Consider the following 26,627-nt stretch of genomic DNA (forward strand, 5'->3'; position numbering starts at 1 on the left):
GCGCCGGAGGATGACGAAAGAGGAGAAGGGCAGGCATCACCCGAACTCCACCAGCACGTCATCCGCCGCCACCGAATCCCCGTCCTTGGCCCCCACGGCCTTCACCACCCCGTCGCGCTCGGCCTTCAGGATGTTCTGCATCTTCATGGCCTCGATGATGGCCACCGTCTCGCCGGTCTTGACCTCCTGGCCGACGACGACCGGGATCGACACCACCAGCCCCGGCATCGGCGACAGCACCATCTTCGAGGTGTCCGCCACCGCCTTCTCCGGCAGGCGCGCATACAGTTCGGCGACATGCGGCCGCAGCACCCGCACCCGCGCCCGCACCGCCCGGTGGCGGATGTCGAAGCCGTCGGCGACGCGCTTGACCTCGGCGGTGAAGGGCTCGCCGTCCAGCTCGGCCTTGAACTGGGCCAGGCCGGGCCGCCAGTCGATGTCCGACAGGCGGATGTCGCCCCCGCCCGTCAGGGTCAGGATCATCTCCTCGTCCTCGTCATAGGACAGGCCGACGCCGTGCGGGGTCTTGTCGATCATCACGATCCAGTCGGTGCGGTCCGACGGATCGCCGTCCTGTTCGGCGATCACCTCGTGCATGGCCAGGGCCGAGGCGATCAGGATCCGCTCCTGCTCCACCGTCGGCCGCAGGCCGTGGAAGCCGTCCGGGAATTCGTCCTTGATATAGCTGGTCGACAGTTCGCCCGACTTGAACCGGTCCTGGTCCATCACCGCCGCCAGGAAGGGCACATTATGCCCCAGGCCCGACAGATGGATGTCCTCCAGCGCCCGGGCCATGCCCGTCACCGCGTCCTCGCGCGTCTCGCCCCAGGCGCACAGCTTGGCGATCATCGGATCGTAGAACATGCTGATCTCGTCGCCCTCGCGGACGCCGGAATCGTTCCTGACCGTATAATCCCCCTGATCGCCCTCTTCCGGCTGCTCGTAGCGGACCAGCCGCCCGATGGACGGCAGGAAGCCGCGATACGGGTCCTCGGCATAGATCCGGCTCTCGATGGCCCAGCCGTTGATCGACAGATCCTTCTGCTCGAAGGCCAGTTTTTCACCCCAGGCCGAACGGATCATCTGTTCGACCAGATCGACCCCGGTGATCAGCTCCGTCACCGGATGCTCGACCTGCAGCCGGGTGTTCATCTCCAGGAAGTAGAAGCTCTTGTCCTGACCGGCCACGAACTCGACCGTGCCGGCGCTGTCATAGTTCACCGCCCGGGCCAGGGCGACGGCCTGGGCCCCCATGGCGGCGCGGGTGGCCTCGTCGAGCAGGGGCGAGGGCGCCTCCTCGATGACCTTCTGATTGCGGCGCTGGATCGAACATTCGCGCTCGAACAGGTGGACCACATGGCCGTGCTTGTCGCCCAGCACCTGGATCTCGATGTGGCGCGGGTCGATGATGAACTTCTCTAGGAAGACCCGGTCGTCGCCAAAGGCGTTCAGCGCCTCGGCCTTCACCGCCGCAAACCCCTCGGCCATGTCGGCGTCCGAATGGGCCACGCGGATCCCCTTGCCCCCGCCGCCGGCGCTGGCCTTGATCATGATCGGATAGCCGATCTGGTTGGCGATCTTGACCGCCTCGTCCGGCGTCTCGATCAGCCCCATATGCCCCGGCACGGTCGAGACCCCCGCCTCGGCCGCCAGCTTCTTGGAGCTGATCTTGTCGCCCATGGCCTCGATGGCCTCGGGGTTCGGGCCGATGAAGGCGATCCCTTCGTCCCTCAGCCGCCGCGCGAACCCGGCGTTCTCGCTCAGGAACCCAAAGCCCGGATGCACGGCCTGCGCCCCCGTCTGGCGCACCGCCTCGACGATCTTATCCGCCAGCAAATAGGACTGCGCCGCCGGCGCCGGCCCGATCAGCACCGCCTCATCGGCCATCTCGACCGCCAACGACCCGGCGTCGGCCTCCGAATAGACCTGCACGGTCTTGATGCCCATGCGGCGGCAGGTCTTGATGATCCGAACCGCGATCTCGCCCCGGTTGGCGATGAGGATTTTAGAGAACATTCAGGCGGTCCTTGAGGGCAGCGAGGGCGTCGGACGGAAACGGGAGGCGACAAGACCGGCATTACGCCAGTAAGTTTGGCGGGCTGTAGTTTGGCGGCGGGTCGGGTCAGCGAAATGGCGTCTTTTATTTGTGCGACGTGCGGGAAGGTCCACAACGGTCTTGCCGCTCTCACTTTCCATGCGCCCGCGCCTTATGACTGGGCGACACCCGAGGAACGCGCGGGAGACTGGGTTCTTCAGAGTGACTTCTGTCGGTTTAAAGACGTGGATTTCTACGTTCGCTGCGTTCTTGTTCTGCCCATAATCGGCAGCGATCAAACTTTGGAGTTTGGCGCCTGGTCCACGCTCAGCAAAACCAATATCGACCGCTATTGGGACACCTTCGAGGATGCCGACCAGTCGAAGCTTGGAGTCATGTTCGGCTATTTCGCGAACGCGATACCGGGCTACCCGCAAACGACTGCACTGATGTGCGATGTCGTTCCGCAAGATGATCGGCAGCGCCCACTCATTAAACTGCACGAGGCCGACCATCCGCTGGTTCATCACCAACGAAACGGCATCAGCTTCGATGAAGCGATGGCCTACTATCACGCACATATGGCTCAGCACTGAAACGGCTCCGGGTTTCATCACCTAAAGCGGAATATTGTCGTGCTTCTTCCAGGGGTTCTCCTGGACCTTGTTCTTCAGCGTCCGCAGCGCCTTCACCAGCCGCCGCCGCGTCCCGTGCGGCATGATGACGTCGTCGATATAGCCCAGGCCCGCCGCCACGAACGGATTGGCGAACCGGTCCTTGTACTCCGCCTCGCGCGCGGCCAGGGCCGCCGGGTCGCCGGCCTCCTTGCGGAAGATGATCTCGACCGCGCCCTTGGCGCCCATGACCGCGATCTCGGCGGTGGGCCAGGCGTAGTTGACGTCGCCGCGCAGGTGTTTCGAACTCATCACGTCATAGGCGCCGCCATAGGCCTTGCGCGTGATCAGGGTCAGTTTCGGCACGGTCGCCTCGGCATAGGCGAACAGCAGCTTGGCCCCGTGTTTGATCAGGGCGCCATACTCCTGCTTGGTCCCCGGCATGAAGCCCGGCACGTCCACCAGGGTCACCAGCGCAATGTCGAAGGCGTCGCAGAAGCGCACGAACCGCGCGGCCTTGCGGCTTGAATCGATGTCCAGCACCCCGGCCAGCACCTGGGGCTGGTTGGCGACGATCCCGACCGTCTGGCCGTCCAGCCGGCCGAAGCCGCAGATGATGTTCTTGGCGAAGTCGGCCCCGATCTCGAAGAAGTCGGCCTCGTCGACCACCTTCAGGATCAGCTCCTTCATGTCATAGGGCTGGTTCGGATTGGCCGGGATCAATGTGTCCAGCGACGGTTCGTCCCGCTCGGGCTCGTCATAGCTCTCGCGCACCGGCGGCTTTTCGCGGTTCGACAGCGGCAGGAAGCCGATCAGGCGGCGCACCTCCGACAGGGCCTCCAGGTCGTTCTCGAACGCCCCGTCCGCCACGCCCGACTTGCCGGCATGGACCCGCGCCCCGCCCAGGTCCTCGTGGCTGACCACCTCGTTGGTGACCGTCTTCACCACGTCGGGGCCGGTCACGTACATGTAGCTCGTGTCCTTCACCATGAAGATGAAGTCGGTGATGGCCGGCGAATAGACGTCGCCCCCCGCGCACGGCCCCATGATCACGCTGATCTGGGGAATGACGCCGCTGGCCAGGGTGTTCTGCAGGAAGATGTCGGCGTAACCGGCCAGGCTCTCGACCCCCTCCTGGATCCGCGCCCCGCCCGCGTCGAACAGGCCGATGATCGGCGCGCCGGTCGTCAGGGCCATCTTCTGCAACTTGACGATCTTGGCCGCATGGGCGCCCGACAGGCTCCCGCCGAACACCGTGAAATCCTTGGAGAAGACATAGACCAGCCGCCCGCCGATGGTGCCGCGCCCCGTCACCACCCCGTCGCCGGGGATGCGCTGCGTCTCCATCCCGAAGTCGTGGCTGCGGTGCTCGACGAACATGTCGGTCTCCTCGAAGGAGCCCTCGTCCAGCAGAACGTCGATGCGTTCGCGCGCCGTCAGCTTGCCCTTGGCGTGCTGGGCGGCGATACGCTTTTCCCCGCCGCCCAGTTTGGCGGCGGCGCGACGGCGCTCCAGTTCTTCAAGGATGGCTTGAGTCATGATCGGTTTCGGCCTTGTGTTCGAACGGCAAGGAGTGGCGGCTTCATCGCAAAATGGCAAACGCAACTTTGCAAAAGGTGCGGAACTGCGCGGACTTGCAAAGGTGGGAACGATGAACTGCAAACTTGCGAATGGCTGAGAAGCTTTTCCTGGGCGCCAAGCTGCGCAAGCTGCGCGAGGCGCGCGGCTGGACGCTGGAGGCCTGCGCCGAGCGGCTGGGCCTGTCGCCCTCCTATCTGTCGCAGATCGAGACCAATCAGCGCCCGGCCACCGCCCGCGTCCTGATCGCCCTGACCCGCGCCTTCCACATCGACGCCAGCCTGTTCGATCTGGAGGGCGACGCCCGCCTGATCGCCGACCTGCGCGAGGCCACCACCGACATCGCCGGCCCGGTCAGCGGCGGGGCAGAGCCCCCGACGGCGGCCGAGCTGAAACAGGCCGTCGCCAACACCCCGCGCCTGGCCCATCAGTTCCTGGCCCTGCACCAGGCCTTCCGCCAGCTGGACGAGCGGGTGAAGGCGCTGGACGACACCCTGGGCCGCGACGAACTGGGCGCCCGCGTCGCCCTGCTGCCCTATGAGGAGGTGCGCGACTTCTTCCACTACCGCGACAACTACGTCGACAGCCTGGATACGGCGGCCGAGGCCCTGGCCGCGGCGGTCCCCCAGGACGGCCCGATCGAACGGGCGCTGGAGACCCTGCTGGCCGACCGGCACGGGGTCCGCACCGTCTATGTCGCGGGTCAGGAGGCCCTGCGCCGCTATGATCCGGCCAACCGGGTGCTGACCCTGGACGCCTGGCGGCCCGGCGCCACCCGCTCCTTCCAGCTGGCCCACCAGTTGGCCCTGTTGTCCTTCCGCGACCTGATCGAGACCGAACTGGACCAGGCCGCCTTCCGCACCCAGGCCGCGCGCGACGTGGCCCGCGTCGGCCTGGCCAACTACGCCGCCGGCGCGCTGCTTCTGCCCTACCGCGCCTTCCTGGAGGCCGCGCGGGCGGAGAAGCACGACATCGACCGGCTGCGCACCCGGTTCCAGGTCAGTTTCGAACAGGTCTGCCACCGGCTGTCGACCCTGCAACGGCCCGGCTGGCGCGGCGTGCCCTTCTATTTCGCCCGCGTCGACATGGCCGGCAACATCACCAAACGCCACAGCGCCACCCGTTTCCAGTTCGCCCGCTTCGGCGGCGCCTGCCCCCTGTGGAACGTGCACGAAGCCTTCGCCACGCCCGACCGGATCGGGGTGCAACTGGCCGAGATGCCCGACGGCTCGCGCTACATCTCCATCGCCCGCAGCGTGTCCAAGCCCAGCGGCTCCTACCTGGCCAACGACCGCCGCTACGCCCTGTCCCTGGGCTGCGAGGTCGAGCACGCCGGGTCTCTGGTCTATGCCGCCGGCCTGGACCTGAACGGCCCCGCCGCCCGGATCGGCGTCAGCTGCCGCATCTGCGAGCGCACCGACTGCACCCAGCGCGCCTTCCCCCCCCTGGACCGCGCCCTTCACGTCCCCGAGAACGAGCGCGGCGTGGTGCCCTATGTGCTGGATGGCCCGCGCCCGGACCGCTATTGATCGGGGCATGACCTCACACGCACCCATCGGCGTCGCCGTCGTCGGCTACGGCCTGGCGGGCCAGACCTTCCACGCCCCCCTGATCGCCGCCACCCCCGGCCTAACCCTGACCGCCGTCGTCTCGTCCCGCCCTGAAGCCGTCCACGCCGACCTGCCGGACGTCGCGGTCCTGCCCAACCTGGACGCCGCCCTGGCCCGCGACGACATCGGCCTGATCGTCGTCGCCACCCCCGACGCCCTGCACGCCGAACAGTCCATCGCCGCGCTGAAGGCCGGCAAGTCGGTGGTGGTGGACAAGCCCTTCGCCGCCACGCTTGAGCAGGCCGAAGCCGTCGCCGCCGTCGCCGCCGAAGCGCCCGGCGTGTTCAGCGTCTTCCAGAACCGTCGCTGGGACGCCGACTTCCTGACCCTGCGCCGCCTGATCGACCAGGGCGACCTGGGCGAGATCGCCGTGTTCGAAAGCCACTACGACCGCTTCCGCCCCACCGTCACCGACCGCTGGAAGGACCAGCGCGACGGCGGCGTCTGGGCCGACCTGGGCCCGCACCTGATCGACCAGGCGGTGCAACTGTTCGGCCCGCCCCTGGCCGTCTACGCCGACCTCCAGGCCCAGCGGGTCGGCACCACGGCCATCGACTACGCCCACGTCCTGCTGCGCTACGACCGGCTGCGCGTCATCCTGAACATGAGCCACCTCGCCGCAGAGGCTTCGCTCCGCTACGTCGTCCACGGCACAGGCGGAAGCTTCATCAAGCACGGCCTCGACGCCCAGGAGAGCCAATCCAAAGCCGGGCTCCGCCCCGGCCACCCCGACTGGGGCCTGGACCCCTCGCCCGGCGTCCTGACCGAACAGATCGACGGCCAAACCCTCCGCACAACCCCCACGCCCGAACGCGGCGACTACCCCGCCTTCTACGCCGCCGTCCGCGACGCCATCCGGGGTGAAGGCCCGCCTCCCGTCCCCGCCGCCCAGGCCCTGACCGTCATGCGCATCCTCGACGCGGGTCTCCGCAGCGCCGCCGAGGCCCGCGAGGTTTCGCTCTAGCTTTTCTTTCGTCATTCCGGGCGAAGGGCCGCTTGGCCCGAAGACCCGGAACCCAGCGGCGCCGAAGGCGAAATGGGTCCGCCGCTCGATGTTCGAAGGTCAGAGCCCGCGACAGGTTCGCGCTCTCGCGCGCCGCTGGGTTCCGGGTCTCCGCTGCGCTCCGCCCGGAATGACGAAAGCGTGGACGCCCCACCCTACCGCGAGTTCATCCCCCCGCCTCATTCCCGCCCCAATCCGCTACGCATGTAGCGCTACAGGTGTAACGTCAACAGCCACGGGAACAGCCTCATGATCGAATCCCTGCCCCGCCGCGAACGCGAGGTCTTCGAGACCCTGTGTCGGCTCGAGAGGGGCTCAGCCGCCGCCGTCCGCAACGCTCTGTCCGACCCGATCAGCGACTCCGCCGTCCGCACCCTGCTGTCGCGGCTGGAGGCCAAGGGTCTGATCGAACGCGCCCCTGGCCCCGACGGCTATGTCTACAGCCCGGTCCAGCGCACCGAGGCGGTCGCCGCCGGCGCCCTGCAACGGATGATCGACACCTTCTTCGCCGGCTCGGCCGCCAGCGCCGCCACCGCCCTGCTGGGCCTGGGCCAGAAGCTGACGCCGCAAGAGGCCGCCGCCCTCGAACGCATCATCGACGAATCCGTGGAGCGCGAGTCGTGACCTGGGCCCTTCTGCTTTCGCTCCTGGTCAAGTCCAGCCTGATCGCCGGCGCCGGCCTGGCCTGTTCGCGCCTGCTGGCCCAGCGGCCGGTGGACCGGGTCGACATCCTGCGCGGCGTGACCTGTCTGTTGCTGGCCCTGCCGGTGATCATGGCGGTCCTGCCGTCGCTGGAACTGGCGCTTCTGCCCGCCGCCGAGCCGCTCGTGACGCCGCAAACCCTTCCCATGTGGCAGGGCGAGGTCGGCCCCGTCGCCGGGGTCGAGATCTCCGGCGCCCTGCCCTGGCCCACCCCCGCCCTGATCGTCGGCCTGATCTGGCTGATCGGCGTCGCGGCGGTCGCCGGACGGCTGCTCTTGGGCCTGCACACCCTGGACCGCTGGACCCACGAAGGCCGCGCGGTCAAATGCCCCGCCTGGCGCACCGCGCTGGACACCCAGACCACCGGCCGACCGCCGCGCCTGATCGCCAACGACCGGCTGTCTGGCCCGCTCAGCTGGGGCGCCGCGCCCGGCGTCATCCTGGTCGATCCGACCAGTCTCGCCGAACGCCAGGCCGCCCCGGCCATCCTCGCCCACGAACTGGCCCATCTGCGGCGCAAGGACTGGGTTTTCCTGGTTCTGTCGCGGCTCAGCCTGGCCCTGTTCTGGTTCAATCCCCTGGTCTGGGCCCTGCACCTCGACCTGGTCGCCCGCTCCGAAGAGGCCGCCGACGCCGACGCCCTGACCACCGTGGACCGTCAGGTCTATGCCCGCGCCCTGGTCCGCCTGGCCGCACATCCCGTCCCCCGCTCCATTCCCTGCGCCGCCAGCCCCATGGCCGCCGACGCCCGCACCTTGAAGACAAGGATCGCCTGCATCATGTCGAACACGCCGTCCCGCCGTCGCCCGCTGACCGTCGCCCTGACCGTCGCCGCCCTCGCCGCCGTCGCCACGCCGCTGGCCGCCCTGGAGCTGAGCCGTCAGGACTGGGCCAACCCGCCCCCGCCTGCCCCGCCGGAACCGCCCACGCCCCCGTCGATGGTCGTCGCGCCCCCGCCTGCTCCTCCTGCTCCGCCTGCTCCTCCTGCTCCGCCTGCGCCTCCCGCTCCCCCGGCGCCGACCATTTTCAGCTCAAGCTCCACCTACACCTACAGGGGCGCCCCCTTCCCGGAAGCGGATCGCGCCGCAGCCGACATCCGCGCCGAAGCCGATCAGGCCCGCGCACGCGCTGACGAGACCCGTCGCGGCGCCGATCAAGCCCGCGCGCGAGCCGATGAAAGCCGCGCCCAGGCCGAGATCGCCCGACGCGGCGCCGACCAGGACCGAGTCCGCGCCGAGCTCGCCCGCCTCGCCGGGGCCCAGGCCCGCGCCGCCGCCGCCCAGGCCCGCGTCGAAGGCGAAAAGGCGCGACGCATGGGTGAACAGGCGCGGCTCCAGGCGGCGAGCGCCCGCGTGGACGCCCGCCGCCAGATGGCCCAGGGCGCCGAACAGATGCGCAAGAGCGCCCAGGACCTGCGGTCGGAGGCCGTCCGCCTTCGCGACCCCGCCTATCGCGCCCGCCAGATCGCCGAGAACCGCACGCGCGGCAACCGCGTCACCGACGCCGAACTCCTGGCCGTCGCCGCCAGCCTGCCCGCCCAGGCGGACGAGATGGACCGTGACGCGGCCCGCTTGACGCGCGACGCGCGCCGTCAGGATTGATCCGGACACGACCCTATCGCGAACCTTCACGACCTAAGATTGACTTCGCCGCCCAGATGCGACACTTTAAGGTTGCACACAGGGAGCAAACACTATGTCAGTCATCGTTACGCTTCACATCTTCTCTGGTCGTCCGGACCCGGTTTGGGAATTGGCGGAAGACCAGGTGCTTCAACTCACGGAACGGCTCCGATCCACGCAGGAGCGGTCACTTCTTCGCCCCCCCGGCATCGCCGGCGCCCTGGGCTATCGGGGCTTCAGCATCCTCAGCACGGGCGAGAAGGCGCTGGATTCGCACATCTTCGTCCACCAGGGCCTGGCCGAGATCGGTGGCCTCAATATCTCGCTCAACCTCGGATCGCCCGAAACCGAACTGTTCCTGCTCGAAACCGGCCGGGCGGCGCTTCCGGACGATCTCTACGACTATGTCTCGGAGGAAATCGGCGGCGAGGGTTTTAAGGCGGAGGCCGCGCCCACGGTGTTCGCCGCGCCGCCCTATGATCCCGGGAAGTGGAACAACAACCCCTACATCATGGCGAACAACAACTGCTACAACTACGCCAACGACAAGATCACCAACAGTTTCGCACAGCCCGGGCGCGGGTCCGGTCAGATGTACACGACGTTCAGCTGCGACAACGTCGGCGCCGCCTCGCAGCGCGACGGCCAGATCCTGATCCCCAATCCCAACGTCACCCCGGCGGCGGGGCAGATCATCTGCCTGGTCATCTGGCCCGGAAATGACTTCCACTGGTACCGAAGGGACAGCAACGGCCTGTGGTCTCACAAACCCGGCAGCACGCCGGCCAAGAACACGGACAACTCCGGAAACCTGATCCAGAGCCCGGCCACCTGCAATCGCGGCCCGTATGTGAACCTCTGCAGCTATTTCAACAGCATTCCCGCCCAAACCCAGATCTGGTGAAGAGGGCGTGGCGCCTGGACGGCTCGGGCCTTCGTCCCGCGCCGTCCAGGCCTCAGCCTTGGGTCAGCCGACGAAATGACCGACCCGCCCTGACGGTCCCAGAACCCAGAGGTCGTATCGTCCTCCATCGGGCGCCAGCGCCCATACGCCCGTCAGGCTCTCGCCCGCCCCCGATCGCAAGATCGGGGGCGGGGCGGCGCTTCGTCTTCAGATCAGTAGGAGTAGGCCAGGCGGACCAGGAAGTTCCGACCGGGCTCCATATAGTCCTTCTGGTACGAGGGGCTCTCGCCCTTGGTGGTGTAGTAACGATGGCCGTCCAGGATGTTCTGGACGTCGAAGTCCATCGTCAGACCGGGGCGGAAGTTGTAGCGCGAGTGGAAGTCCAAGCTCTTGTTCGGCTGGACCCATTTATCGACGGCGTTGTCGCGCAGGTCTTCGATATAGGCGCCCTGGTACTGATAAGACAGGCGGGCTTCGAAGCCGTATTTCTGATAGGTCAGAGAGGCGTTGTAGATCAGATCCGGCGCCTGGATGAAGGAGATCGACCGACCCTTGCGATAGTCCAGGCCGGTCTCCGCCTCGCTGACCTGACGGGTCAGGTTGGCCTCGACGCCGAAGCCGTCGAAGGGCGCGCCCATGCCCTCGAACGACTTGATCAGGTTCAGTTCGACGCCGGTGATCTTGGCCGTCTCGCCGTTCTTGGGTTGGCTGATGGTGATCACGCCTTCCTGGGTGTCGGCGTCGACCGCGCTGCCGTTGGTGAAGATGAAATGGTCGATCTTCTTGTGGAAGACGCCGATGGAGACCAGGCTGGAACGGTCCGGGTAATATTCAGCCGAAACGTCCAGGTTCAGGGCCTCGGCCGGTTTCAGATCGGGATTGCCGCGGCTGATCGAGACGATGTCGCCCAGGGTCTGGCCAGGACGCGGCGGTGCCCGGCCGACGCTGACGCCCCGCGAGATATTGCTGAACTCGGGCCGGGAGAAGCTGGTCCAGATCGCGCCGCGATAGACGAAGTTGTCCGACGGGCGATAGACCGCCGTCACGCTGGGCAGGACGTTCGTGTAGTTGCTGTCGGTGTCGCCGAAGCCGGTCTGGGCCTCGTCCTCGATCCAGTTGGTGTTGCTGACCTCGGTGTGCTCGACCCGCACCCCGGCGACCACGTCCAGATCGTTGAACTGGAAGCTGGCCAGGCCGTAACCGGCGTAGATGGTCTCTTCGCCGCTCTTATCGCTGGAGCTCAGATCAGCGTAGGAATAGGTGACCGGATTGGCCTTCTGGGCGGCCTCAATGGCGGCCGTCACCCGATCGCGGTTCAGGATGGCGCCATAGTAGTAGCGGCCGTTCAGAACGGAGCCGACCTCGCGGTCGATCAGACCCGACTGACCCAGGCTCTTGCCCTCCAGGGGCGTGTTGTCGAACGAACCGCCCCAGATCGGGGTGGCGTCGTATTCGCGCTCGGACCGCAGGACCTTCACGCCCGCCTTCAGATGACGGACCACGCCTTCCATCTCATAGACAGCGTCGAACTTGAACGCCGTGCGCGCGTCGGTCTGCTTGTCGCGGCTGCGGCCGCCCCCGTCATAGGGCAGCAGATTGGGATCGTTCTGCGCGTTCTGGGCGAAGGCCGGCAACTGCGGCATGGGGAAGCGGGGGTCGTAGGACGACCACAGCAGACCCGTCTGATTGAACGGCGCCGAACAGGCGTCGCAATTGTAGCCGATCGAGAAGCTGTCCGGTCCGCCCTTCTCACCCGCGCTGTAGCTGAGGTCGTAATCAAGGGTCAGGCGGTTCAGACGGCTCTGGCCGCCCAGGTTGATCGTGCCCAGGGTCGAGACCTGGTCCAGGGTCTGGAAGGTCCGCGCGAACTGGAAGGTCTCGGGCTTCCACACACCGGAACGACCGAACAGCGACCAATAGGACGAGCCCGAAATGCGGTCTTCATCGGTGATTATACCATCCCCGACCATCACCTCTTTACCGTCAATGATCTTTTTGATGGTGAGTTTATCGACGATCTGATCGGTGGTGTAGCTGTAGACGCGGCCCTTCTCCTCGTCGTAACCGACGATGGCGTTTTCCGGCTGAATCAGGCTGGTGTCGTCCAGATTTCTCTGCTGCAGGCGCTTGGTCTTGCGACTGCGGAAATCGGTGTAGTCGTTGGTGCCCGTCCGTTCCAGACGGCTGTACTGGCCGCGCAGATAGAAGTCGTTCGCCTGACCTTGATAATCCAGCGAGAAGTTGCCGCCGAAACGCTCCTGTTCGATACGGCGGTAGTCGAGGTCGATCCCCGGCAGATACATCGAGCGTTCGTCGATCGCCTCTTCGCTGTCCTTGCGCCAGCGATAGGGCTCCCACTCGCCGTCGTTTTCGGTTTCTTCGTTCAGGCTGTTGCTCTTGCCGTAGTTGAACGAGACGAAGGCGCCGAAACGGCTGTCGGACGACAGGCGGCTGGCGAAGTCCATTTGGATCTGGCCAGAACCGTCTTCTTCGCCCTGTTCCTGGGCGCGGTCATTGACGCCGTAGCTGAGGAAGGCGCGCGCAACCGGCTTGGTGAAGTCGAAGGCCGTCGGGGTCTGGAAGTTGACCGAGCCGCCGATGGCGTCCCCGTCCATGTCCGGCGTCAGGGTCTTGGAGACGGTGATGCTCTTCAGACCGTTGGGCGGCAGGACCGTCATCGACATCTTGCGGCTGTCGGGGTCGGTCAGGGCGACGCGGACGCCGTTGATCGAATAGGCGTTGAAGGTGCCGGCCAGCCCTCGGACCGAGACATATTCGCCCTCGCCCGTTTCCTGGTTCACCACCACATTGATGCCGGGCGCGCGCGCCAGGGCGTCGGCGACGTTGGCGTCGGGCAGTTTGCCCAGGTCGTCAGACGAGATCACGCTCGAGACCACGCCCGACCGGCGTTGGGCCTCGATGGCGTTGGCGGTGCTGAGACGCTGACCCGTGACGACGACCTCGTCCACCTCGGCCGCTGCAGGGGCCTGAACTGTCTGGGCGTGGGCGGACGAGGCCGCCAGAACGGCGGAACCCGCAAGAAGGACCGTGCGCAGATCGGCGCCGGCGAAGATTTGACGATGAACGGCCCGCGCACGGGCGATGACATGACGCGACATGACTGTCTCCATTGATCCTGATGTGATTTCGGTTCGACCGATCAGGGTCGGCGCAAGGCAGCCGTCAGCGATCAGCGACGCGCGTGCGCGCCCTGTCGGTGTCGATCACCCTGTTGCCCCCCCGGCCGATCGTGTTCGGCTGTAACGACGCCGCTTCAGGCGACGTCGGTCATTCTCTCGCTGGTCCGCCTATCCGGACCGGCGACGATTGAAACGCTCACTCATTCAACAACCCCCATGCGTTGAAATGAAAACTAGGCTTCCGCCCTGCGGTTGATCAGGTCGCAGAGAAGCTCGCGATAGGCCTCGAAGCCGTCGACCTCGACGCCCTGGGCCTTGCCCAGTTCGTCGTAGCGCCGCAGCCGCAGCGCGGCCTCGGCCGCCGGCAGGGCCATGAATTCGTCCACCTCGGCCGGGCTCATCGGCCCGCCCTGCAAGGCCAGGCTCTGAAGCGAGGCCGCGCTGAGCCGATCCACATAGCCGGGCGCGGTGGCGGCCAGACAGCGTTTGGCCGCGACGTGCAGCCGGACCGGCTCGGTCACCTCCGGGCCAAAGGCGCGCGACAGGTAGCCGGCGCTGATATGTTCGTGGCGGGTGTCGATGCCGCGGTCGGCGGCGTCCTCGCCCGCCTTCTGCATCATATGGCCGACGTCGTGCAGCAGGGCCGCCGCCACCAGGGCCGGCGGCGCCCCATCGACGCGCGCGTGATGCGCGGTCTGCAGCGCATGCTCCAGTTGGCTGACGTCTTCGCCGTAATGCAGTGCACCCAGTCGGCTAAACAGGTCCGACAGTTCGGTGAAGAAGGCGTCGGCATCCACGGGAGAAGTCATCGAAAGTCCGTCTGTAAACTGGGTCGAAATCGGGTGGGCGGGCGTGGCGTCGGTCACAGGCGCATGCGTCCGATGGCCGGGTCGGTGCGGCTGGGACGACCGGTCTCCACATGACCGGCCAGGCGCTGGATGAAGGTCGGATCGTCCGCCAAGGTCACGGTCAGATCGTACCAATGGTCGCTGCCGCGCAGATCCCAGACCGAATGCGCCGCCGTTCCGGGACGAAGGGTCAAGCGGCGGCGCGCCTCCCCTTCGGACAGGGGATAGGCGGCGTCCATGTCCAGCACCGCCTGCGCCGTCCCCTCCTGCGCACCGGTCAACTCGACGGTCAGAAGACCCTTGGCGTCGGTGGAGATCGTCACCTGGGGTTGGGGCCGCGTGGCGTCGCCGGCGAACCGACGATAGAAGCCGTTGGGACCGTGAACCGTCAGATCATAGACGCCGGGCCGGCCGTCGTTCCAATGTCCGGCCGCATAGGTCTCCCCGGATCCCAGGGTGAAGCGCCACGGCCCCGCGCGGTCGGTGTTGTCGAACACCTGGAAGACCGCGCCCGTCCGCCCGCTGTTGACCAGATCGATCAGGACCGCCCCATCCGCGACGCGGGCCGCGGCGGCCAGGTCATAGGGCAAGGGACGTGCGCCGCGCTGGGGGCCGTCCTGGAAGGCCGGCGTCTGGCGCTCCGGAATCCGCAGACTGGGCGCGGCCTTGGAACGGGCGACGCGCTGCATGTAGTCGGCCGTGGCCGGCAGGGACAGGGCCGACCAGTCCTGGTTCGGGCGCGCGAAGTCGAAGGCCGAGGTCAAGTCGCCGCAGACGGTCCGACGCCAGTCGCTGATGTTCTCTTCCCTGACACCGAAGCGTTTTTCCAGGAACTGAAGCGTGGAGGTGTGATCGAACACCTCCGAACAGACAAAGCCGCCACGGCTCCAGGGCGAAACCACGATGGCCGGCACCCGGATGCCGAGGCCCAGCGGATGGGCGCCGTGGTGGGGCCGTTCCGTATCCTGCCCATAGTCCTTGGCCTCGCCGGCGACGGACACGGTGCTGTACCCCTGGTCGGGCGTCAGCGGCGGCATGGGCGGCTGGACATGGTCGTAGAAGCCGCCGGCCTCGTCGTAGTTGACGATGAAGACCGTCTTGGAAAACACCTCGGGATGATCGACCAGGGCCTCGATCAACTTGGCGCAGACATGCTCGCCCTTGGACGGCTCGGCCGATGGATGTTCGGACAGATCCGCCGCCGTGACGATCCACGACACCTGGGGCAACCGCCCGCCGGCGATGTCGGCGCGGAAGGCCTCCACCAGCTGTTCGCCGTCCGAGCGGGTGCGATCCGCGCCGGTCTTGTCCTCCGACACCCAGGCGCGGCCGCGCTGATACAGGGGCGAGTCCTTCGGGCAGGGCCGGAACGGCTTGAAAACCGACAGGATGTTGTCGCCGAAATTGTCGTATTCCTGATAGACCTTCCAACTGACGCCCGCCGCCTGGAGCCGTTCGGCGTAGGTGGTCCATTCGTGCGGACCGCGGGCCATCGGCCTGTCCTCGGCCATGTCGGCGCTGGGCGTCTCGTCCTCGCCGTAGTTGCTCATCTCCGGATCGCCGCCGACTTTTCCGCCGCCGTTGCATCCGGTCCAGAGGTGCAGGCGGTTCGGATAGGTCTGGGTCAGGGTCGAGCAGTGGTAGGCGTCGCAGACGGTGAAGGCGCCGGCCAGGGCGTAGTAGAAGGGCAGGTCGGAGGCCTTGTAATAGGCCATCCGCTTGTGCAGCTCGAGCGAATGGCCCCACTGGTCATAGCGGCCGCCGTTGACGATGGTGATCGCCGCCGTATGGCCCTGATCCGCGCCATCGACCGTATAGGCGTTGGTGGTGCGGGAATCGCCGTGGAAGGGGGCGACGAAGCCGTCAGGATGCTCGGCGCTGGGCTGGCGCCAGACAGAGGCTCCGCCCGGCAGGCGCTGCGGCCGGGGGTCGCCGAAGCCGCGCACCCCGTTCAGGGCCCCGAGATAGTGATCGAAGGCGCGGTTCTCCTGCATGAAGATGACCACATGCTCGACATCCATGATCGTGCCCGTGGCGTTGTTGGCGGGAATGGCCATCGCCTTGCGCACCGTCGCCGGCAACAGGTTCAACGCCGCTCCAGCCGCCACGCCGCCCAGAGCGCCCCGCAGGAAAGACCGCCGATCATTTGACATGGATCAAATCCCCCTCTTCAATTTTGGTATAGACCAGATAAAGGGATATCTTCGGCGAAGTTTTCGTGAAGCTTGAGCGGCGAATGTCTGAACCGTCAGGGGGCTGATCCGGTTCACTTGACCCCACAGACACGACTTCTCATCCTTCGGTGGGGCGGGAATCGACCGTCGATCGAGCGATCCCATGACTCAGCCGGACAGCCTTCACTATCTCGGAGTGCGCGACGCCATCGCCACACGGATCGCGGGAGGAGAGTTGAAGCCCGGCGAACGCCTGCCCTCCGAACGTCAGTTGCAAGTGGGCGGCGGGGTGGCGCGCGGCACGATCCGGGAGGCCCTGTTCCAGCTGGAGGCCGAGGGGATCATCTATCGCAAGGACCGCAGCGGCTGGTACGTCTCGCCCCCGCCGGTGGTCTATGATCCGACCCGGTGGGAAGGCTTCATGTCCTATGTCGAGGCCCAGGGCCGCCGCCCGGAGACCGAGACCCTCAGCAAGACGGAAATCGCCTGCACCCCCGCCCTGGCCCCCATCTTCGGCCGCCCGGTCGGCGCGCCGATGTATCGCATTCGCCGACGGCGTTCAGTCGATGGCCGCGCCGTACTGGTGGAGACCATCGTCGTCGACGCGGCCCTGGCCCCGGACCTGCTCAGCCACCCGCTGGACGGTTCGCTGACCAGCGTCCTGAAGTCCGCCTATAATATCGCCGTGGCCCGCAACCGGGTGGACATGCAGCCGTGCGCCCTGACCCGCGGCGAGGCCGAGGCGCTTCAGGTCAAGTCGGGACTGCCGGGGCTGAATGTGGTCCGCACCAGTTATGACGCCCAGGGTCGCGTGGTCGAGTTCGACCGCGAATACTGGCGCCACGACGCCCTGAAGATCAGCGTCGATATCCGGGTGCGTTAGGAAAGGCCGGCGCGTCGGGCCGCCTCGGCCTCCAGGGCGGGGATCAGGTCGGCAACAGTGCCGATGACCAGATCGGCGCCGGCGTCACGCAGCCGGTCGGCGGCGGCCTTCAACAGAACGACGCGTTCATCGCCGTCCAGATCGGCCAGGGCCTGGGCGGTCAGACCGACCATATTGCCTGAGGCGGCCACGCCGATGGTGAAACAGCCGGCATTGCGCCCCTCGGCGACGCCCACCTCCGCATCGTCCACCTTGACCACGCGCGACAGGGGCCAGACGCCCAGATCGGCGCAGGCCTTGTAGATCATCAGCGGCGAGGGTCGCCCCTCCGGCGTCTCGTGGGCGCAGACCACCAGGTCGGGTGCGTACCCCTGAGCGGCGGCGCGCGGCAGGATCGCCTGCATCATCTCGCGGGTGTAGCCGGTGCAGGACGCGATCTTCAGACCCTGGCTGCGCAGATGCGCCACGGCGTCCGCGGCGCCGGGGATCAGATCCGCCGTCTCCTCGGCCAGACGGATCATCGGCGCCTGGAGTTCGGCCATGACCTGATCGACAGCCTGCTGGTCCGGCGCCGCGGCGTGGGCCGCCATCCAGGCCTGGTTGATCCGGGGCTGTTCGAACAGGGCGCGGACGTGGTCGGCCTTGGCCCGGCCCATGTCGCGGCGGGCCTCCTCTTCACTGACGGGCGCGCCGAGGACGGCGAAGGCCTCCATCAGGGCCAGCACCGGGGCGCGGCTGCCGAAATCGACCATGGTGCCGGCCCAGTCGAAAACGACCATGTCGAAGCTGTCGCGGATGGAGGTCATGGTTCGAACGTCTCCTGAAACAGGTCTGCGATCACCTCTTCGCCAAAGGCGAAGGCGGTGGAGGCGCCGTTGCCGGCGGTGATGAGGGCGAGGCGAACGCAGGGGTGCGGCGCGGCGACCAGGTCGGCGTGCGGACCGCGGGCATAGGTCCCCGTCCAGCGTTGCAGGACGGGCGGCGCGGGCCGGCCGGTGGCGGCGCGCCATTCATCCAGGATCAGTTGATCGACCGCCTCGTCGGCGAACGGATCGGGCGTGGCGGCGTCGTGATGGCTGTCGCCCACGACCAGGGCGCCGTCGGCGTCCTGCACCGCGATCAGGTGGACCCCCTCGGCCAGGGCCCGGCCCTGCTCCGCCTCCAGCCGCGTGCGCAGGGCGGCGGCCTCCGGCAAGTCGGCGTAGCCGCCGTAGCGAACCAGACCCAGGTCGGACATGACCGGCGCCGGCAAGTCGAAGCCAGGCGACGCCAGCCGCATCATCTGCAACTTGCAGCGCGCCAGGCCGGCGTCAGCCAGGCAATCCGGGAACAGGCTGACCATATCGTCTCCGGGACAGACCACCACCCGCGCGGCCTCCACGACGCCCCGGCCCGTGACGACGCGCGGCGGCTCGACCGCCTGGACGACGGTCTGACGCAGAAACTCGACCCCGAAACGCCCCTCCAGCCACGCGGCCAGTCGCGGGATGGCCGTGCGGGAGTCCACACGCAATTCATGGGGGCTCCAGAGGGCGGCGACCGTGTCGGGTCCGGTCGTTTCCGGCGACCGGGCCCGCGCCTCGTCCGGCGTCATCAGCCGACAACCTTCGCCCATCTCGGTGGCCATGAAGGCTTCCAGCACGGCCGCGGCCTCGGGCCTGCGCACGGGCAGCCAGAGGCCGTGTTGCAGGATCGGCACGCCCGCCTCGCCCGCGACCTCGTCCCAGACGGCGCGGCTGCGATGCGCGCGGCGCCACACCCGGCCGCGCGGCTGGCCGGTGACTGTGACGAAACCGAAGTTCCGGATCGAGGCGCCGTTCGCCTGGGCGTCACGGTCGATCACCACCACCGAAAGGCCGCGCCGTGCAGCGGCCAGGGCGCAGGCCAGGCCGACGATTCCCGCCCCCACCACGGCGACGTCGTACCGTCCCATCATCCCATCATCCTCGTCATTCAAGCGTCGCAGCAGTGGTCTAGACCACGTGGGTGCAACAGGATGATGTCAAACGATGAACCGGATGCGGCTCTGGCTGGCGAAGGCCAACCCCGTTGTCTTTGTGGCGTTCGCGGGCCTGGCGGGATTTTGCGCCTATTTCTCCATGTACGCCTTCCGCAAACCCTTCACCGCCGCGACCTTCGATGTCGTGGCAGGTTGGGATTTCGCCCTGGACTACAAGATCGCCCTCGTGATCGCGCAGGTGGCCGGCTACGCCCTGTCCAAGCTGATCGGGATCAAGGTGATCGCGGAGATGCGGCCCGAACGCCGAGCGGCCGCTATCATCCTGCTGATCGGCGTCTCCTGGATCGCTTTGGTCCTGTTCGCGGTCGTGCCTGCGCCATGGAATGTCGCGGCCCTGTTCCTCAACGGTCTGCCGCTCGGTCTGATCTGGGGCCTCGTGTTCGGTTTCATGGAGGGGCGACGCACCAGCGAGGTGCTGGGGGCGATCCTGTGCGCCAGCTTCATTCTGTCTTCCGGCGTCGTGAAATCGGTCGGCAAGGCCTTGATGGAGAACTGGCAGGTCAGCGAGTTCTGGATGCCGGCGGCCGTCGGGGTGGTCTTCATGCCTCTGCTGGCCGTTTCGGTGCTGGCCCTCGCCACCCTGCCCGCGCCCAGTCCCGCTGACGAAGCCGAGCGCGTGGCGCGTCGGCCGATGATGGCCAGAGAGCGCGCCGCCTTCCTGGCCGCGCACTGGCCGGTGCTGCTTCTGCTGGTCGCCGCCTATGTGATGCTGACGGCCTTCCGCGACCTGCGCGACAACTTCGCCGCCGAAATCTGGCAGGCGCTGGGCTACGGCGACGCCGCCTCGGTCTTCACCGCCAGCGAAGGGCCGGTGGCGGCCCTGTCGCTGGTGGCGATGGGCGTGTTGATCGCGGTGAAGAACAACGGCCGGGCCCTGCTGTTCATGCACGGCGTCATTCTGGCCGGGTTCGCCATCCTGGGCGCCTCGACCCTCGCCTTTCAGCAGGGCCTGCTGTCGCCGATCGTCTGGATGATCGCCGGCGGCGCGGGCCTGTACCTCGCCTATACCCCCTTCAACGCCATGCTGTTCGACCGGATGATCGCCTATTCGGGCACGGTCGCGACCGCCGGTTTCCTGATCTATGTGGCCGACTCCACCGGCTATCTGGGCAGCGTGGCGCTGCTGCTGTTCAAGAATTTCGGCGCTGTGGATCTGCCTTGGCTGCCCTTTTTCGTGGGCGCCGCCTACGCCACCAGCCTGGCCGGCCTCATATTGGTCGGAGGCGCCGCAATCCTGTTCCTGCGAGGACGTGGAGATGGATCTCCCTCTCCCAAGGGCTCGGAGGGCCAAGAGCGCCCCTGAGGGCGACGGCGGTTAAACTAGTCGTGGTCTTCATCCACCGGCTGGTGAGTGAAGCCTTTGACGCCGCTCAGTGGTTTGGCGTCGCGGCCGATCTCGACGTCGCTTTCGGCATAGGCGACCAGAAGGCGCGCCAGGTCCGTTAATGCGCTTTCGTGGATGCGTTCATAACCGTGGCTGGCGTCGATGCCGAAGGTGACCAGGGCCGTCCGGATGTCGGCGCCCGATTCCAGCGCCGAGGCCGAGTCCGAGCGGTAATATCGAAAGACGTCCTTCTGGTGCGGGATGTCATGCTCGCGCGCCAGCTGAACCAGTTTGCGCGACAGGTGCCAGTCGAACGGGCCCGTCTGGTCGGCCATGGCGATGGTGACGCCGAACTCGGACGAGTTCTGGCCCGGCGCGGTCGTGCCGTTGTCGACGGTGACCATGGCCGCCACGTCCGGGATCAGCACGGACGAAGCGCCCAGCCCCACCTCCTCGGCGATGGTGAACAGCCACCAGGTGTCGACCGTCGGGATGCGCTCCTCGCGGATCATGCATTCCAGCGCGGCCAGCAGGGTGGCGACCCCCGCCTTGTCGTCCAGATGGCGCGAGACGATGAAGCCGGTGTCCATGAACTCGGGCTGGGGGTCGATGGCGACGATGTCGCCGACGTCCACGCCAAGCGCCAGGGTGTCGTCCCGACCATGGGTCACGGCGTCGATGCGCAGCTCGATCTGGCGCCAGCTCACGGGCTGGGTGTCCACCTCCTCGTTGAAGGTGTGGCCCGAGGCCTTCAGCGGCAAAATGGTCCCGCGCCAGGCGCCGCCCTCGGAGAAGATCGTGGCCCGCGCGCCCTCGGCGAAGCGGGACGACCAGTGACCGATGGCCACCAGCTCAAGCCTGCCATTGTCCTTCACCTGTTTGACCTGGGCGCCCAGGGTGTCGACGTGGGCGACGATGGCGCGGGCGGGCTTGGCGGTCCGGCCCGGCAGCCGGGCCCGGATGGCGCCGCGCCGGGTCAGCTCATAGTCGAGCCCGAGCCGCTCCAGCTCGCGGCACAACTGCCACACCGCCTCGTCCGTATAGCCGGTGGGGCTGGGCGTGTTCAGAAGGTCGGCGAGGCGGGACTTGAGATAATCGAGATCGATCGCAGGACGGGCCAAGGGGCCTCCTTCAGACGTCGGCCCGGACCACGGCGCGCGCCGAGGTCGGGGCGGACAGGGGAAACAGCAGATCGACGAAACGCTCGGCCGTCGGCTGGGGTTCGTGATTGGCCAGGCCGGGGCGTTCGTTGGCCTCGATGAAGGCGTAGTCGGCCTCGCGCGGCGACTTCACCATCAGGTCGACGCCGGTGACGGGGATGTCGATGGCGCGGGCGGCGGCGACGGCGGCGCGGATCAGGGTCGGGTGCACCTCCTCCGTCACATCATGGATGGTGCCGCCCAGGTGCAGATTGGCCGCCTTGCGCACCAGCACCTCCGCCCCCTCCGGCGCGACGTCGTCCAGCCGATAGCCGGCCTCGGCCAGCGTCCGCTCGGTCTCGCCGTCAATGGGAATGGTCGATTCCCCGCCTGTGGCGGCGGCGCGGCGACGGCTCTGGTGCTCGATCAGGGCGCGCAGGGTGGAGCGACCGTCGCCGATGACGCGCGGCGGGCGACGCAGGGCGCAGGCCACGACCTTGTAGTCGATCACCACCAGACGCAGGTCCTCGCCCTGGACCTGTTCCTCGATCAGCACCTCCGAACAGATGCGACGCGCGCGGACCAGGGCCGTCTGGACCTCGTTCATCGTCGTCAGGCCGACGGCGACCCCCTGGCCCTGCTCGCCCCGCGCGGGCTTGACCACCAGGGCGCCGAACCTGGCCAGGGCGGTGTCGATGGCGGACGGGTCGCCGGGGTCGATCCGTTCGGGCACGCGCACCCCGGCCGCCTCGACGATGCGCCGCGTCATCCGCTTGTCGTCGCAGATGCTGAGCGCCACGGCCGAGGTCAGCTCCGACAGGCTCTCGCGGCACCGCACCGACCGGCCGCCCCAGTTCAGGCGGAACAGCCCGCCCTCGGCGTCGATGATCTCGGTATGGATGCCACGCCGCCGCGCCTCGTTGACGATGATCCGGGCATAGGGGTTCAGGTCATGGTCGTCGGTCGGACCGACGAACAGGGCCTCGTTGATCGGATTCTTGCGCTTGACCCCGAAGAAGGACACGCGGCGAAACCCCAGCTTCTCGTACAGGGCGATGGCCTGATCGTTGTCGTGCATGACCGACAGGTCCATGTGGGCCAGACCCTGGGTCTTGAAATGCTCGGCCAGACGCCGGACCAGGGCCTCCCCGACACCCGGCTGGGTCGCCTGGGGATCGACGGCGAGACACCACAGGGACGAACCGCATTCGGGATCGTCGAAGGCGCGGACATGATTGACCCCCGTCACGGTGCCGATCACCGCTCCGGTGGTCGTGTCCTCGGCGACGAAATAGGTCAGGGTCCGGTCGTCGCGATGCGACCAGAAGAAGTCGGGCGGCACCGGCACCATCTTGCGCTTGGCGTAGATGTCGTTGACCGCCTGGGCGTCCATCTCGGACGTCAGTCGCCGGACGGTGAACCCCCTCGGCTGGCGGCGGCTGGCGCGATAGGTGGCCAGTTCCAGCCGATAGGTGTGCGACGGATCCAGAAACAGCTCCTGCGGCGCCTGGGCCAGCAAGACATGCGGATTGCGGACATAGAAGGCGATGTCGCGGCGGTCCGGCCCCTCGGCGCGCAGGGCGTCGACCAGGGGCTCGGCCGTGTCGAAGGTCTGGGCGAACAGCAGCCGCCCCCAGCCGCAGTCCAGCACGGCGTTGGGGCTGGGCCCCTCCCCCGTCCGCACCGGCGGCTTCAGCCCCTCATGACGCAGCCGCTTGAGCCGGTGCGCCTTGGACCGTTCAGGTCGGACGTCAGACGCCATGCTGTTGCATCCACATCTCGAGCACGGCGACCTGCCACAGCTCCGAGCCGCGTAGGGGCGTGATATGTTCGGTCGGATTGGCGAACAGGGTGTCCAGATAGGCCGTATCGAACAGGCCCCGGTCGCGGGCGGCCTGATTGGTCAGGGCCTCGCGCACCATCTCCAGATACGGGCCCTGGATGTATTTCAGCGCCGGGACAGGGAAATAGCCCTTCTTGCGGTCGATCACCTCGGACGGGATCACCAGACGCGCCGCCTCCTTCAGCACCCCCTTGCCGCCTTGGGCCAGCTTGTGTTCGGGCGGAATTCGGCCGGCCAGCTCGACCAGTTCGTGGTCGAGGAAGGGCACGCGCGCCTCCAGACCCCAGGCCATGGTCATATTGTCGACCCGCTTCACCGGGTCGTCGACCAGCATCACCTGGCTGTCCAGGCGCAGGGCCTGATCGACCGGCGTATCGGCGCCCGGTTGAGCGAAATGGGCCTCGACCAGAGCGCGGCTGACGTCAGTGTCGGCCATATAGGCGCCGTTCAGCTGGGTCTTCAGCGTCGCATGGCTGCGGTCGAAGAAGGCCTTGGCGTAGGTCTCGACCGGATCGGCCGCCTCCAGCATCGGCGGGTACCAGTGATAGCCGGCGAACACCTCGTCCGCCCCCTGCCCCGACTGCACCACCTTGATGTGTTTCGAGACTTCCTGGCTCAGCAGGTAGAAGCCGACATTGTCATAGCTGACCATCGGCTCCGACATGGCCCCGATGGTTCCCGGCAGGGCCTCCATCAGCCGCTGGTGCGGCACGAAGATCTGGTGGTGCTTGGTCCCATAGTGTTTGGCGATCAGGTCGGAATAGACGAACTCGTCGCCCTTCTCGCCATTGGCCGCCTCGAAGCCGACCGAGAAGGTCATCAGATCCTTCTGGCCCAATTCCGCCAGCAGGCCGACGATCAGGCTGGAATCGACCCCGCCCGACAGCAGCACGCCCACCGGCACATCGGCGACCATGCGGCGCTTCACCGCCTCGCGCAGACTGTCCAGCACCCGGTCGCGCCAGTCCTCGGCGGTCAGGGCCGCGTCCTCGGCATGGCGGGTCATGTCGGGCTGCCAGTACAGCCGGTCCTTCGCCGTCCCGTCCGCCTCGATCACCCGGATCGTCGCCGGCGGAAACTTCTTCACCCCCTTCAGGATGGTGTGCGGCGGCGGCACCACGGCGTGGAAGGTCATGTAGTGGTGCAGGCCGACCGGATCGATGGTCTTGTCCACGTCCCCCGCGGCCAGCAGGGCGGGCAGGGTCGAAGCGAACCTCAGCCGCTTGCCGCTTTCGGCCAGATACAGCGGCTTGATGCCGAACCGGTCGCGGGCGATGACGGTGCGGCCGCTGTCGCGTTCGTGCAGGACGAAGGCGAACATGCCCTTGAACCGCTCGACGCAGGCCTCGCCCCAGGCCTTCCAGGCCTTGATGATGACCTCGGTGTCGCCGTGCGAGAAGAAGCGGAAGCCTAGCCCCTGCAGCTCTTCGCGGAGTTCAGGATAGTTGTAGATGCAACCATTGAAGGCCAGGGTCACGCCCAGGTCGGCGTCGACCATCGGCTGCTGCGCCGCCTCCGACAGGTCGATGATCTTCAGCCGGCGATGCCCCAGCCCCACCGGGCCGCGCATCACTATGCCGGACCCGTCCGGTCCACGGGGCGAGAGCGCATCGGTCATGCGTTGGACAGCCCCGGCGTCGGCCGGCCGTCCATCGAAATTGATCTCGCCGCTAAGACCGCACATGGGTCCTCCTTGAATTGTGGAAGCAGCGTGTACAAATGGTTCGTGCACGAAAGAGTTCAACCGGATGAGCGATATTTCTCCCGACGCGGCCGAAGACCTGTCCACGTCCCTGCTCCGCTCGGTGCGCCGGATCGCCCAGGCGATCGACGTCCGGTCGCGCGAGATCGCCCGGCTGACAGGCCTGACCCTGCCGCAACTTCTTGTGCTGCAATCGATCCGCGCGATGGGCGAGGTGAGCACCAGCGCCATTTCGCGCGACGTCTCCATGTCGGCGCCCACCGTGGTGGCCGTTCTCGACAAGCTGGAGGCCAAGGGGATGGTCGTTCGCTATCGGTCCAGCATCGACCGACGTGTGGTTCACGCGCGCCTGACCGAGCCTGGCCGCCAGGCGCTGGCGGCGTCGCCGGGCCTGCTGGGCCAGAATTTCACGACCCGGTTCGACGGCCTTTCGCGCATGGATCGAGAGACGATGACCGCCGCAGCGGATCGCCTCGCCACGATGATGTCCGTCCGTAGCGCCGCCCCCGAGGATCCATCCTCGACCTGACCCGGCCCCGCCGAATGGCGAGACCCGGCCTTACCCCGGCCGCCACTCGCTGAGCCCCTGGCCTTGGGCGTCCTCGAAGGCGACCCGGTCCAGTTGGACCGCGCCGATACAGACCGGGCGCTGATCCGGTCCGGCGGCGCGACAACGAATGGCGCGGCCGTCCGCAAAGGCCGTCATCCGCCCCTCCAGCACCAGTCGATACCCGTTCGTCGGCGCGACCGGGGCCTGGTCGCCCTCGGCGCGGACGGTGAATTCATAGGCCCGGCCGTTGCGGCGGCCGAGGCGCGAACCGTCTTCCTCGAACACGGCCGCCAGACCAAAGGTCTGGGGCGAGACCGCCGTCGCGCCGTCCGCCGCCGGATCGCTCGGAACGCCCGGACAGCCGTCCGTGCGCAACCACGGGCGCGGCAGCCAGAACCCCTCGGCCGCTTCCCAGCTGTCGGCGCCGCCCGCGACCATCGGCGAACCCGTCCAATCGGCCGGCGCCAGGGTCAGTTTCAGGCTCTTGCCCTTGTCGCCCCAGGACCAGGCGGCCAGCCCGTCGCCCCCCGGCGCCCCAACCGTCGACCGACCCGCCGGCGCGGGCCCGGCGCAGCCGAAGGCCTGACGGATGACGAAGCGGCGACCGGCCAGGGTGGCCCCGCCCGGGTCCTTGCCGGCGGCAAAGGCCGAGGCCGCGACATCCATGGCCTGCAAGAGCCCGGTCCGGTCCAGCACCGGCGCGGGACCGATGGCGACGACCGGCGGCGCGCTGACGGCCGGGGCCGGCGGCGGAGCGGGGGCGGCCTCCTCGCGCTGGCAGGCGGCGAGGAAAACAAGGGACGCCGCAAGCGCGACGACCGACGGGCGAGGCGACACGGTCGGTTCCAGCATGAATCCACCCTAGCATGGGTTCGCGCTTTCGGGGGCCATCGTGCGAAAAAGGTTGACGAAAGCTACGGAGACCGGTCTGCACAG

Annotated in this window: 22 protein-coding genes; 10 read left to right on the top strand and 12 right to left on the bottom strand. The window is 67.6% G+C overall.

Annotation, left to right across the window (positions count from 1 at the left end; all coding sequences use genetic code 11):
• Positions 1 to 36: 36 nt before the first annotated feature.
• A complete protein-coding gene (locus GYM46_RS03220) occupies positions 37 to 2,016 on the bottom strand; it encodes an acetyl-CoA carboxylase biotin carboxylase subunit (protein WP_008264219.1) in 1,980 nt (659 codons plus the stop codon).
• Between the two features lie 114 nt (positions 2,017 to 2,130).
• Here GYM46_RS03220 and GYM46_RS03225 point away from each other — a divergent pair, with 114 nt between their 5' ends.
• Positions 2,131 to 2,631 (top strand): DUF2199 domain-containing protein, encoded by a 501-nt coding sequence (locus GYM46_RS03225; protein ID WP_040349283.1) that lies wholly within the window; start codon positions 2,131 to 2,133, stop codon positions 2,629 to 2,631.
• Between the two features lie 21 nt (positions 2,632 to 2,652).
• Here the strand turns inward: GYM46_RS03225 and GYM46_RS03230 are convergent, their stop codons facing one another.
• On the bottom strand, positions 2,653 to 4,188 hold the full coding sequence (locus GYM46_RS03230; protein ID WP_008259414.1) for an acyl-CoA carboxylase subunit beta: 1,536 nt from the start codon (positions 4,186 to 4,188) through the stop codon (positions 2,653 to 2,655).
• Between GYM46_RS03230 and GYM46_RS03235 the strand changes: the two genes are divergently transcribed.
• The 6 genes from GYM46_RS03235 (at position 4,187) to GYM46_RS03260 (ending at position 10,068) form a co-directional block, all read left to right on the top strand.
• A complete protein-coding gene (locus GYM46_RS03235; protein WP_156796404.1) occupies positions 4,187 to 4,327 on the top strand; it encodes a hypothetical protein in 141 nt (46 codons plus the stop codon). The two genes, GYM46_RS03230 and GYM46_RS03235, sit on opposite strands and share 2 nt — an antisense overlap.
• A complete protein-coding gene (locus GYM46_RS03240; protein ID WP_008261034.1) occupies positions 4,320 to 5,756 on the top strand; it encodes a helix-turn-helix domain-containing protein in 1,437 nt (478 codons plus the stop codon). Before GYM46_RS03235 ends, GYM46_RS03240 begins: the two co-directional genes overlap by 8 nt.
• A 7-nt stretch (positions 5,757 to 5,763) precedes the next feature.
• Positions 5,764 to 6,801, top strand: a complete 1,038-nt coding sequence (locus GYM46_RS03245; protein WP_040349952.1) for an oxidoreductase — start codon at positions 5,764 to 5,766, stop codon at positions 6,799 to 6,801.
• 288 nt (positions 6,802 to 7,089) lie between these two features.
• Positions 7,090 to 7,464, top strand: a complete 375-nt coding sequence (locus GYM46_RS03250) for a BlaI/MecI/CopY family transcriptional regulator (RefSeq protein WP_008262949.1) — start codon at positions 7,090 to 7,092, stop codon at positions 7,462 to 7,464.
• Entirely contained in the window at positions 7,461 to 9,143 is a 1,683-nt protein-coding gene (locus tag GYM46_RS03255) for a M56 family metallopeptidase (RefSeq protein ID WP_008262443.1), read from the top strand. The genes GYM46_RS03250 and GYM46_RS03255 overlap by 4 nt, the downstream gene beginning before the upstream one ends.
• A 94-nt stretch (positions 9,144 to 9,237) precedes the next feature.
• A complete protein-coding gene (locus tag GYM46_RS03260) occupies positions 9,238 to 10,068 on the top strand; it encodes a hypothetical protein (protein ID WP_008260646.1) in 831 nt (276 codons plus the stop codon).
• A 63-nt stretch (positions 10,069 to 10,131) separates the two neighbouring features.
• On the opposite strand, the gene GYM46_RS17000 is transcribed toward GYM46_RS03260, so the two are convergent.
• The 4 genes from GYM46_RS17000 to GYM46_RS03280 all read right to left on the bottom strand — a co-directional run bounded on the left by GYM46_RS17000 (position 10,132) and on the right by GYM46_RS03280 (position 16,209).
• A complete protein-coding gene (locus GYM46_RS17000) occupies positions 10,132 to 10,248 on the bottom strand; it encodes a phospholipase domain-containing protein (RefSeq protein ID WP_164952604.1) in 117 nt (38 codons plus the stop codon).
• A 32-nt stretch (positions 10,249 to 10,280) separates the two neighbouring features.
• Positions 10,281 to 13,187: a TonB-dependent receptor gene (locus tag GYM46_RS03270; RefSeq protein ID WP_156796403.1), complete on the bottom strand. Its 2,907-nt coding sequence runs from the start codon at positions 13,185 to 13,187 to the stop codon at positions 10,281 to 10,283.
• A gap of 254 nt (positions 13,188 to 13,441) precedes the next feature.
• Positions 13,442 to 14,017: an HD domain-containing protein gene (locus tag GYM46_RS03275; RefSeq protein WP_040349281.1), complete on the bottom strand. Its 576-nt coding sequence runs from the start codon at positions 14,015 to 14,017 to the stop codon at positions 13,442 to 13,444.
• Positions 14,018 to 14,070: 53 nt separating this feature from the next.
• Positions 14,071 to 16,209, bottom strand: a complete 2,139-nt coding sequence (locus GYM46_RS03280; RefSeq protein ID WP_008264153.1) for a phosphocholine-specific phospholipase C — start codon at positions 16,207 to 16,209, stop codon at positions 14,071 to 14,073.
• 184 nt (positions 16,210 to 16,393) lie between these two features.
• Here GYM46_RS03280 and GYM46_RS03285 point away from each other — a divergent pair, with 184 nt between their 5' ends.
• Entirely contained in the window at positions 16,394 to 17,113 is a 720-nt protein-coding gene (locus tag GYM46_RS03285; RefSeq protein WP_008264036.1) for a UTRA domain-containing protein, read from the top strand.
• Here GYM46_RS03285 and phnX read toward each other — a convergent pair.
• Positions 17,110 to 17,919 (bottom strand): phosphonoacetaldehyde hydrolase, encoded by an 810-nt coding sequence (gene phnX / locus GYM46_RS03290; RefSeq protein ID WP_008260318.1) that lies wholly within the window; start codon positions 17,917 to 17,919, stop codon positions 17,110 to 17,112. The genes GYM46_RS03285 and phnX overlap by 4 nt on opposite strands.
• The gene (locus GYM46_RS03295) at positions 17,916 to 19,049 is read right to left on the bottom strand and encodes a TIGR03364 family FAD-dependent oxidoreductase (protein WP_040349277.1); all 1,134 of its coding nucleotides are present in this window, start codon (positions 19,047 to 19,049) and stop codon (positions 17,916 to 17,918) included. Before GYM46_RS03295 ends, phnX begins: the two co-directional genes overlap by 4 nt.
• 73 nt (positions 19,050 to 19,122) lie before the next feature.
• Between GYM46_RS03295 and GYM46_RS03300 the strand changes: the two genes are divergently transcribed.
• Positions 19,123 to 20,436, top strand: a complete 1,314-nt coding sequence (locus GYM46_RS03300; RefSeq protein WP_008261144.1) for a DUF5690 family protein — start codon at positions 19,123 to 19,125, stop codon at positions 20,434 to 20,436.
• 17 nt (positions 20,437 to 20,453) lie between these two features.
• Here GYM46_RS03300 and GYM46_RS03305 read toward each other — a convergent pair whose 3' ends face one another.
• The 3 genes from GYM46_RS03305 to GYM46_RS03315 are packed head-to-tail and all read right to left on the bottom strand — an operon-like array spanning position 20,454 to position 25,123.
• On the bottom strand, positions 20,454 to 21,578 hold the full coding sequence (locus GYM46_RS03305; RefSeq protein WP_008262271.1) for an osmoprotectant NAGGN system M42 family peptidase: 1,125 nt from the start codon (positions 21,576 to 21,578) through the stop codon (positions 20,454 to 20,456).
• A gap of 10 nt (positions 21,579 to 21,588) precedes the next feature.
• Complete coding sequence (gene ngg, locus GYM46_RS03310; RefSeq protein ID WP_008260917.1) at positions 21,589 to 23,358, bottom strand: N-acetylglutaminylglutamine synthetase; 1,770 nt, start codon at positions 23,356 to 23,358, stop codon at positions 21,589 to 21,591.
• Positions 23,348 to 25,123: an N-acetylglutaminylglutamine amidotransferase gene (locus GYM46_RS03315; RefSeq protein ID WP_008260016.1), complete on the bottom strand. Its 1,776-nt coding sequence runs from the start codon at positions 25,121 to 25,123 to the stop codon at positions 23,348 to 23,350. Before GYM46_RS03315 ends, ngg begins: the two co-directional genes overlap by 11 nt.
• Before the next feature lie 64 nt (positions 25,124 to 25,187).
• Here GYM46_RS03315 and GYM46_RS03320 point away from each other — a divergent pair, with 64 nt between their 5' ends.
• On the top strand, positions 25,188 to 25,670 hold the full coding sequence (locus tag GYM46_RS03320; RefSeq protein WP_008261289.1) for a MarR family winged helix-turn-helix transcriptional regulator: 483 nt from the start codon (positions 25,188 to 25,190) through the stop codon (positions 25,668 to 25,670).
• A gap of 30 nt (positions 25,671 to 25,700) precedes the next feature.
• Here the strand turns inward: GYM46_RS03320 and GYM46_RS03325 are convergent, their stop codons facing one another.
• Positions 25,701 to 26,543, bottom strand: a complete 843-nt coding sequence (locus GYM46_RS03325; protein ID WP_008259659.1) for a hypothetical protein — start codon at positions 26,541 to 26,543, stop codon at positions 25,701 to 25,703.
• Between the last annotated feature and the right edge of the window lie 84 nt (positions 26,544 to 26,627).

The organism is Brevundimonas mediterranea (assembly GCF_011064825.1).
In the GTDB taxonomy this organism is placed as follows: domain Bacteria; phylum Pseudomonadota; class Alphaproteobacteria; order Caulobacterales; family Caulobacteraceae; genus Brevundimonas; species Brevundimonas mediterranea_A.

Bases quoted from the DNA above. Each gene is read 5' to 3' on its own strand.
- GYM46_RS03220 (WP_008264219.1), bottom strand. From the start codon at position 2,016: ATGTTCTCTAAAATCCTCATCGCCAACCGGGGCGAGATCGCGGTTCGG.
- GYM46_RS03225 (WP_040349283.1), top strand. From the start codon at position 2,131: ATGGCGTCTTTTATTTGTGCGACGTGCGGGAAGGTCCACAACGGTCTT.
- GYM46_RS03235 (WP_156796404.1), top strand. From the start codon at position 4,187: ATGATCGGTTTCGGCCTTGTGTTCGAACGGCAAGGAGTGGCGGCTTCA.
- GYM46_RS03230 (WP_008259414.1), bottom strand. From the start codon at position 4,188: ATGACTCAAGCCATCCTTGAAGAACTGGAGCGCCGTCGCGCCGCCGCC.
- GYM46_RS03240 (WP_008261034.1), top strand. From the start codon at position 4,320: ATGGCTGAGAAGCTTTTCCTGGGCGCCAAGCTGCGCAAGCTGCGCGAG.
- GYM46_RS03245 (WP_040349952.1), top strand. From the start codon at position 5,764: ATGACCTCACACGCACCCATCGGCGTCGCCGTCGTCGGCTACGGCCTG.
- GYM46_RS03250 (WP_008262949.1), top strand. From the start codon at position 7,090: ATGATCGAATCCCTGCCCCGCCGCGAACGCGAGGTCTTCGAGACCCTG.
- GYM46_RS03260 (WP_008260646.1), top strand. From the start codon at position 9,238: ATGTCAGTCATCGTTACGCTTCACATCTTCTCTGGTCGTCCGGACCCG.
- GYM46_RS03270 (WP_156796403.1), bottom strand. From the start codon at position 13,187: ATGTCGCGTCATGTCATCGCCCGTGCGCGGGCCGTTCATCGTCAAATC.
- GYM46_RS03275 (WP_040349281.1), bottom strand. From the start codon at position 14,017: ATGACTTCTCCCGTGGATGCCGACGCCTTCTTCACCGAACTGTCGGAC.
- GYM46_RS03280 (WP_008264153.1), bottom strand. From the start codon at position 16,209: ATGTCAAATGATCGGCGGTCTTTCCTGCGGGGCGCTCTGGGCGGCGTG.
- GYM46_RS03285 (WP_008264036.1), top strand. From the start codon at position 16,394: ATGACTCAGCCGGACAGCCTTCACTATCTCGGAGTGCGCGACGCCATC.
- phnX (WP_008260318.1), bottom strand. From the start codon at position 17,919: ATGACCTCCATCCGCGACAGCTTCGACATGGTCGTTTTCGACTGGGCC.
- GYM46_RS03295 (WP_040349277.1), bottom strand. From the start codon at position 19,049: ATGATGGGACGGTACGACGTCGCCGTGGTGGGGGCGGGAATCGTCGGC.
- GYM46_RS03300 (WP_008261144.1), top strand. From the start codon at position 19,123: ATGAACCGGATGCGGCTCTGGCTGGCGAAGGCCAACCCCGTTGTCTTT.
- ngg (WP_008260917.1), bottom strand. From the start codon at position 23,358: ATGGCGTCTGACGTCCGACCTGAACGGTCCAAGGCGCACCGGCTCAAG.
- GYM46_RS03315 (WP_008260016.1), bottom strand. From the start codon at position 25,123: ATGTGCGGTCTTAGCGGCGAGATCAATTTCGATGGACGGCCGGCCGAC.
- GYM46_RS03320 (WP_008261289.1), top strand. From the start codon at position 25,188: ATGAGCGATATTTCTCCCGACGCGGCCGAAGACCTGTCCACGTCCCTG.
- GYM46_RS03325 (WP_008259659.1), bottom strand. From the start codon at position 26,543: ATGCTGGAACCGACCGTGTCGCCTCGCCCGTCGGTCGTCGCGCTTGCG.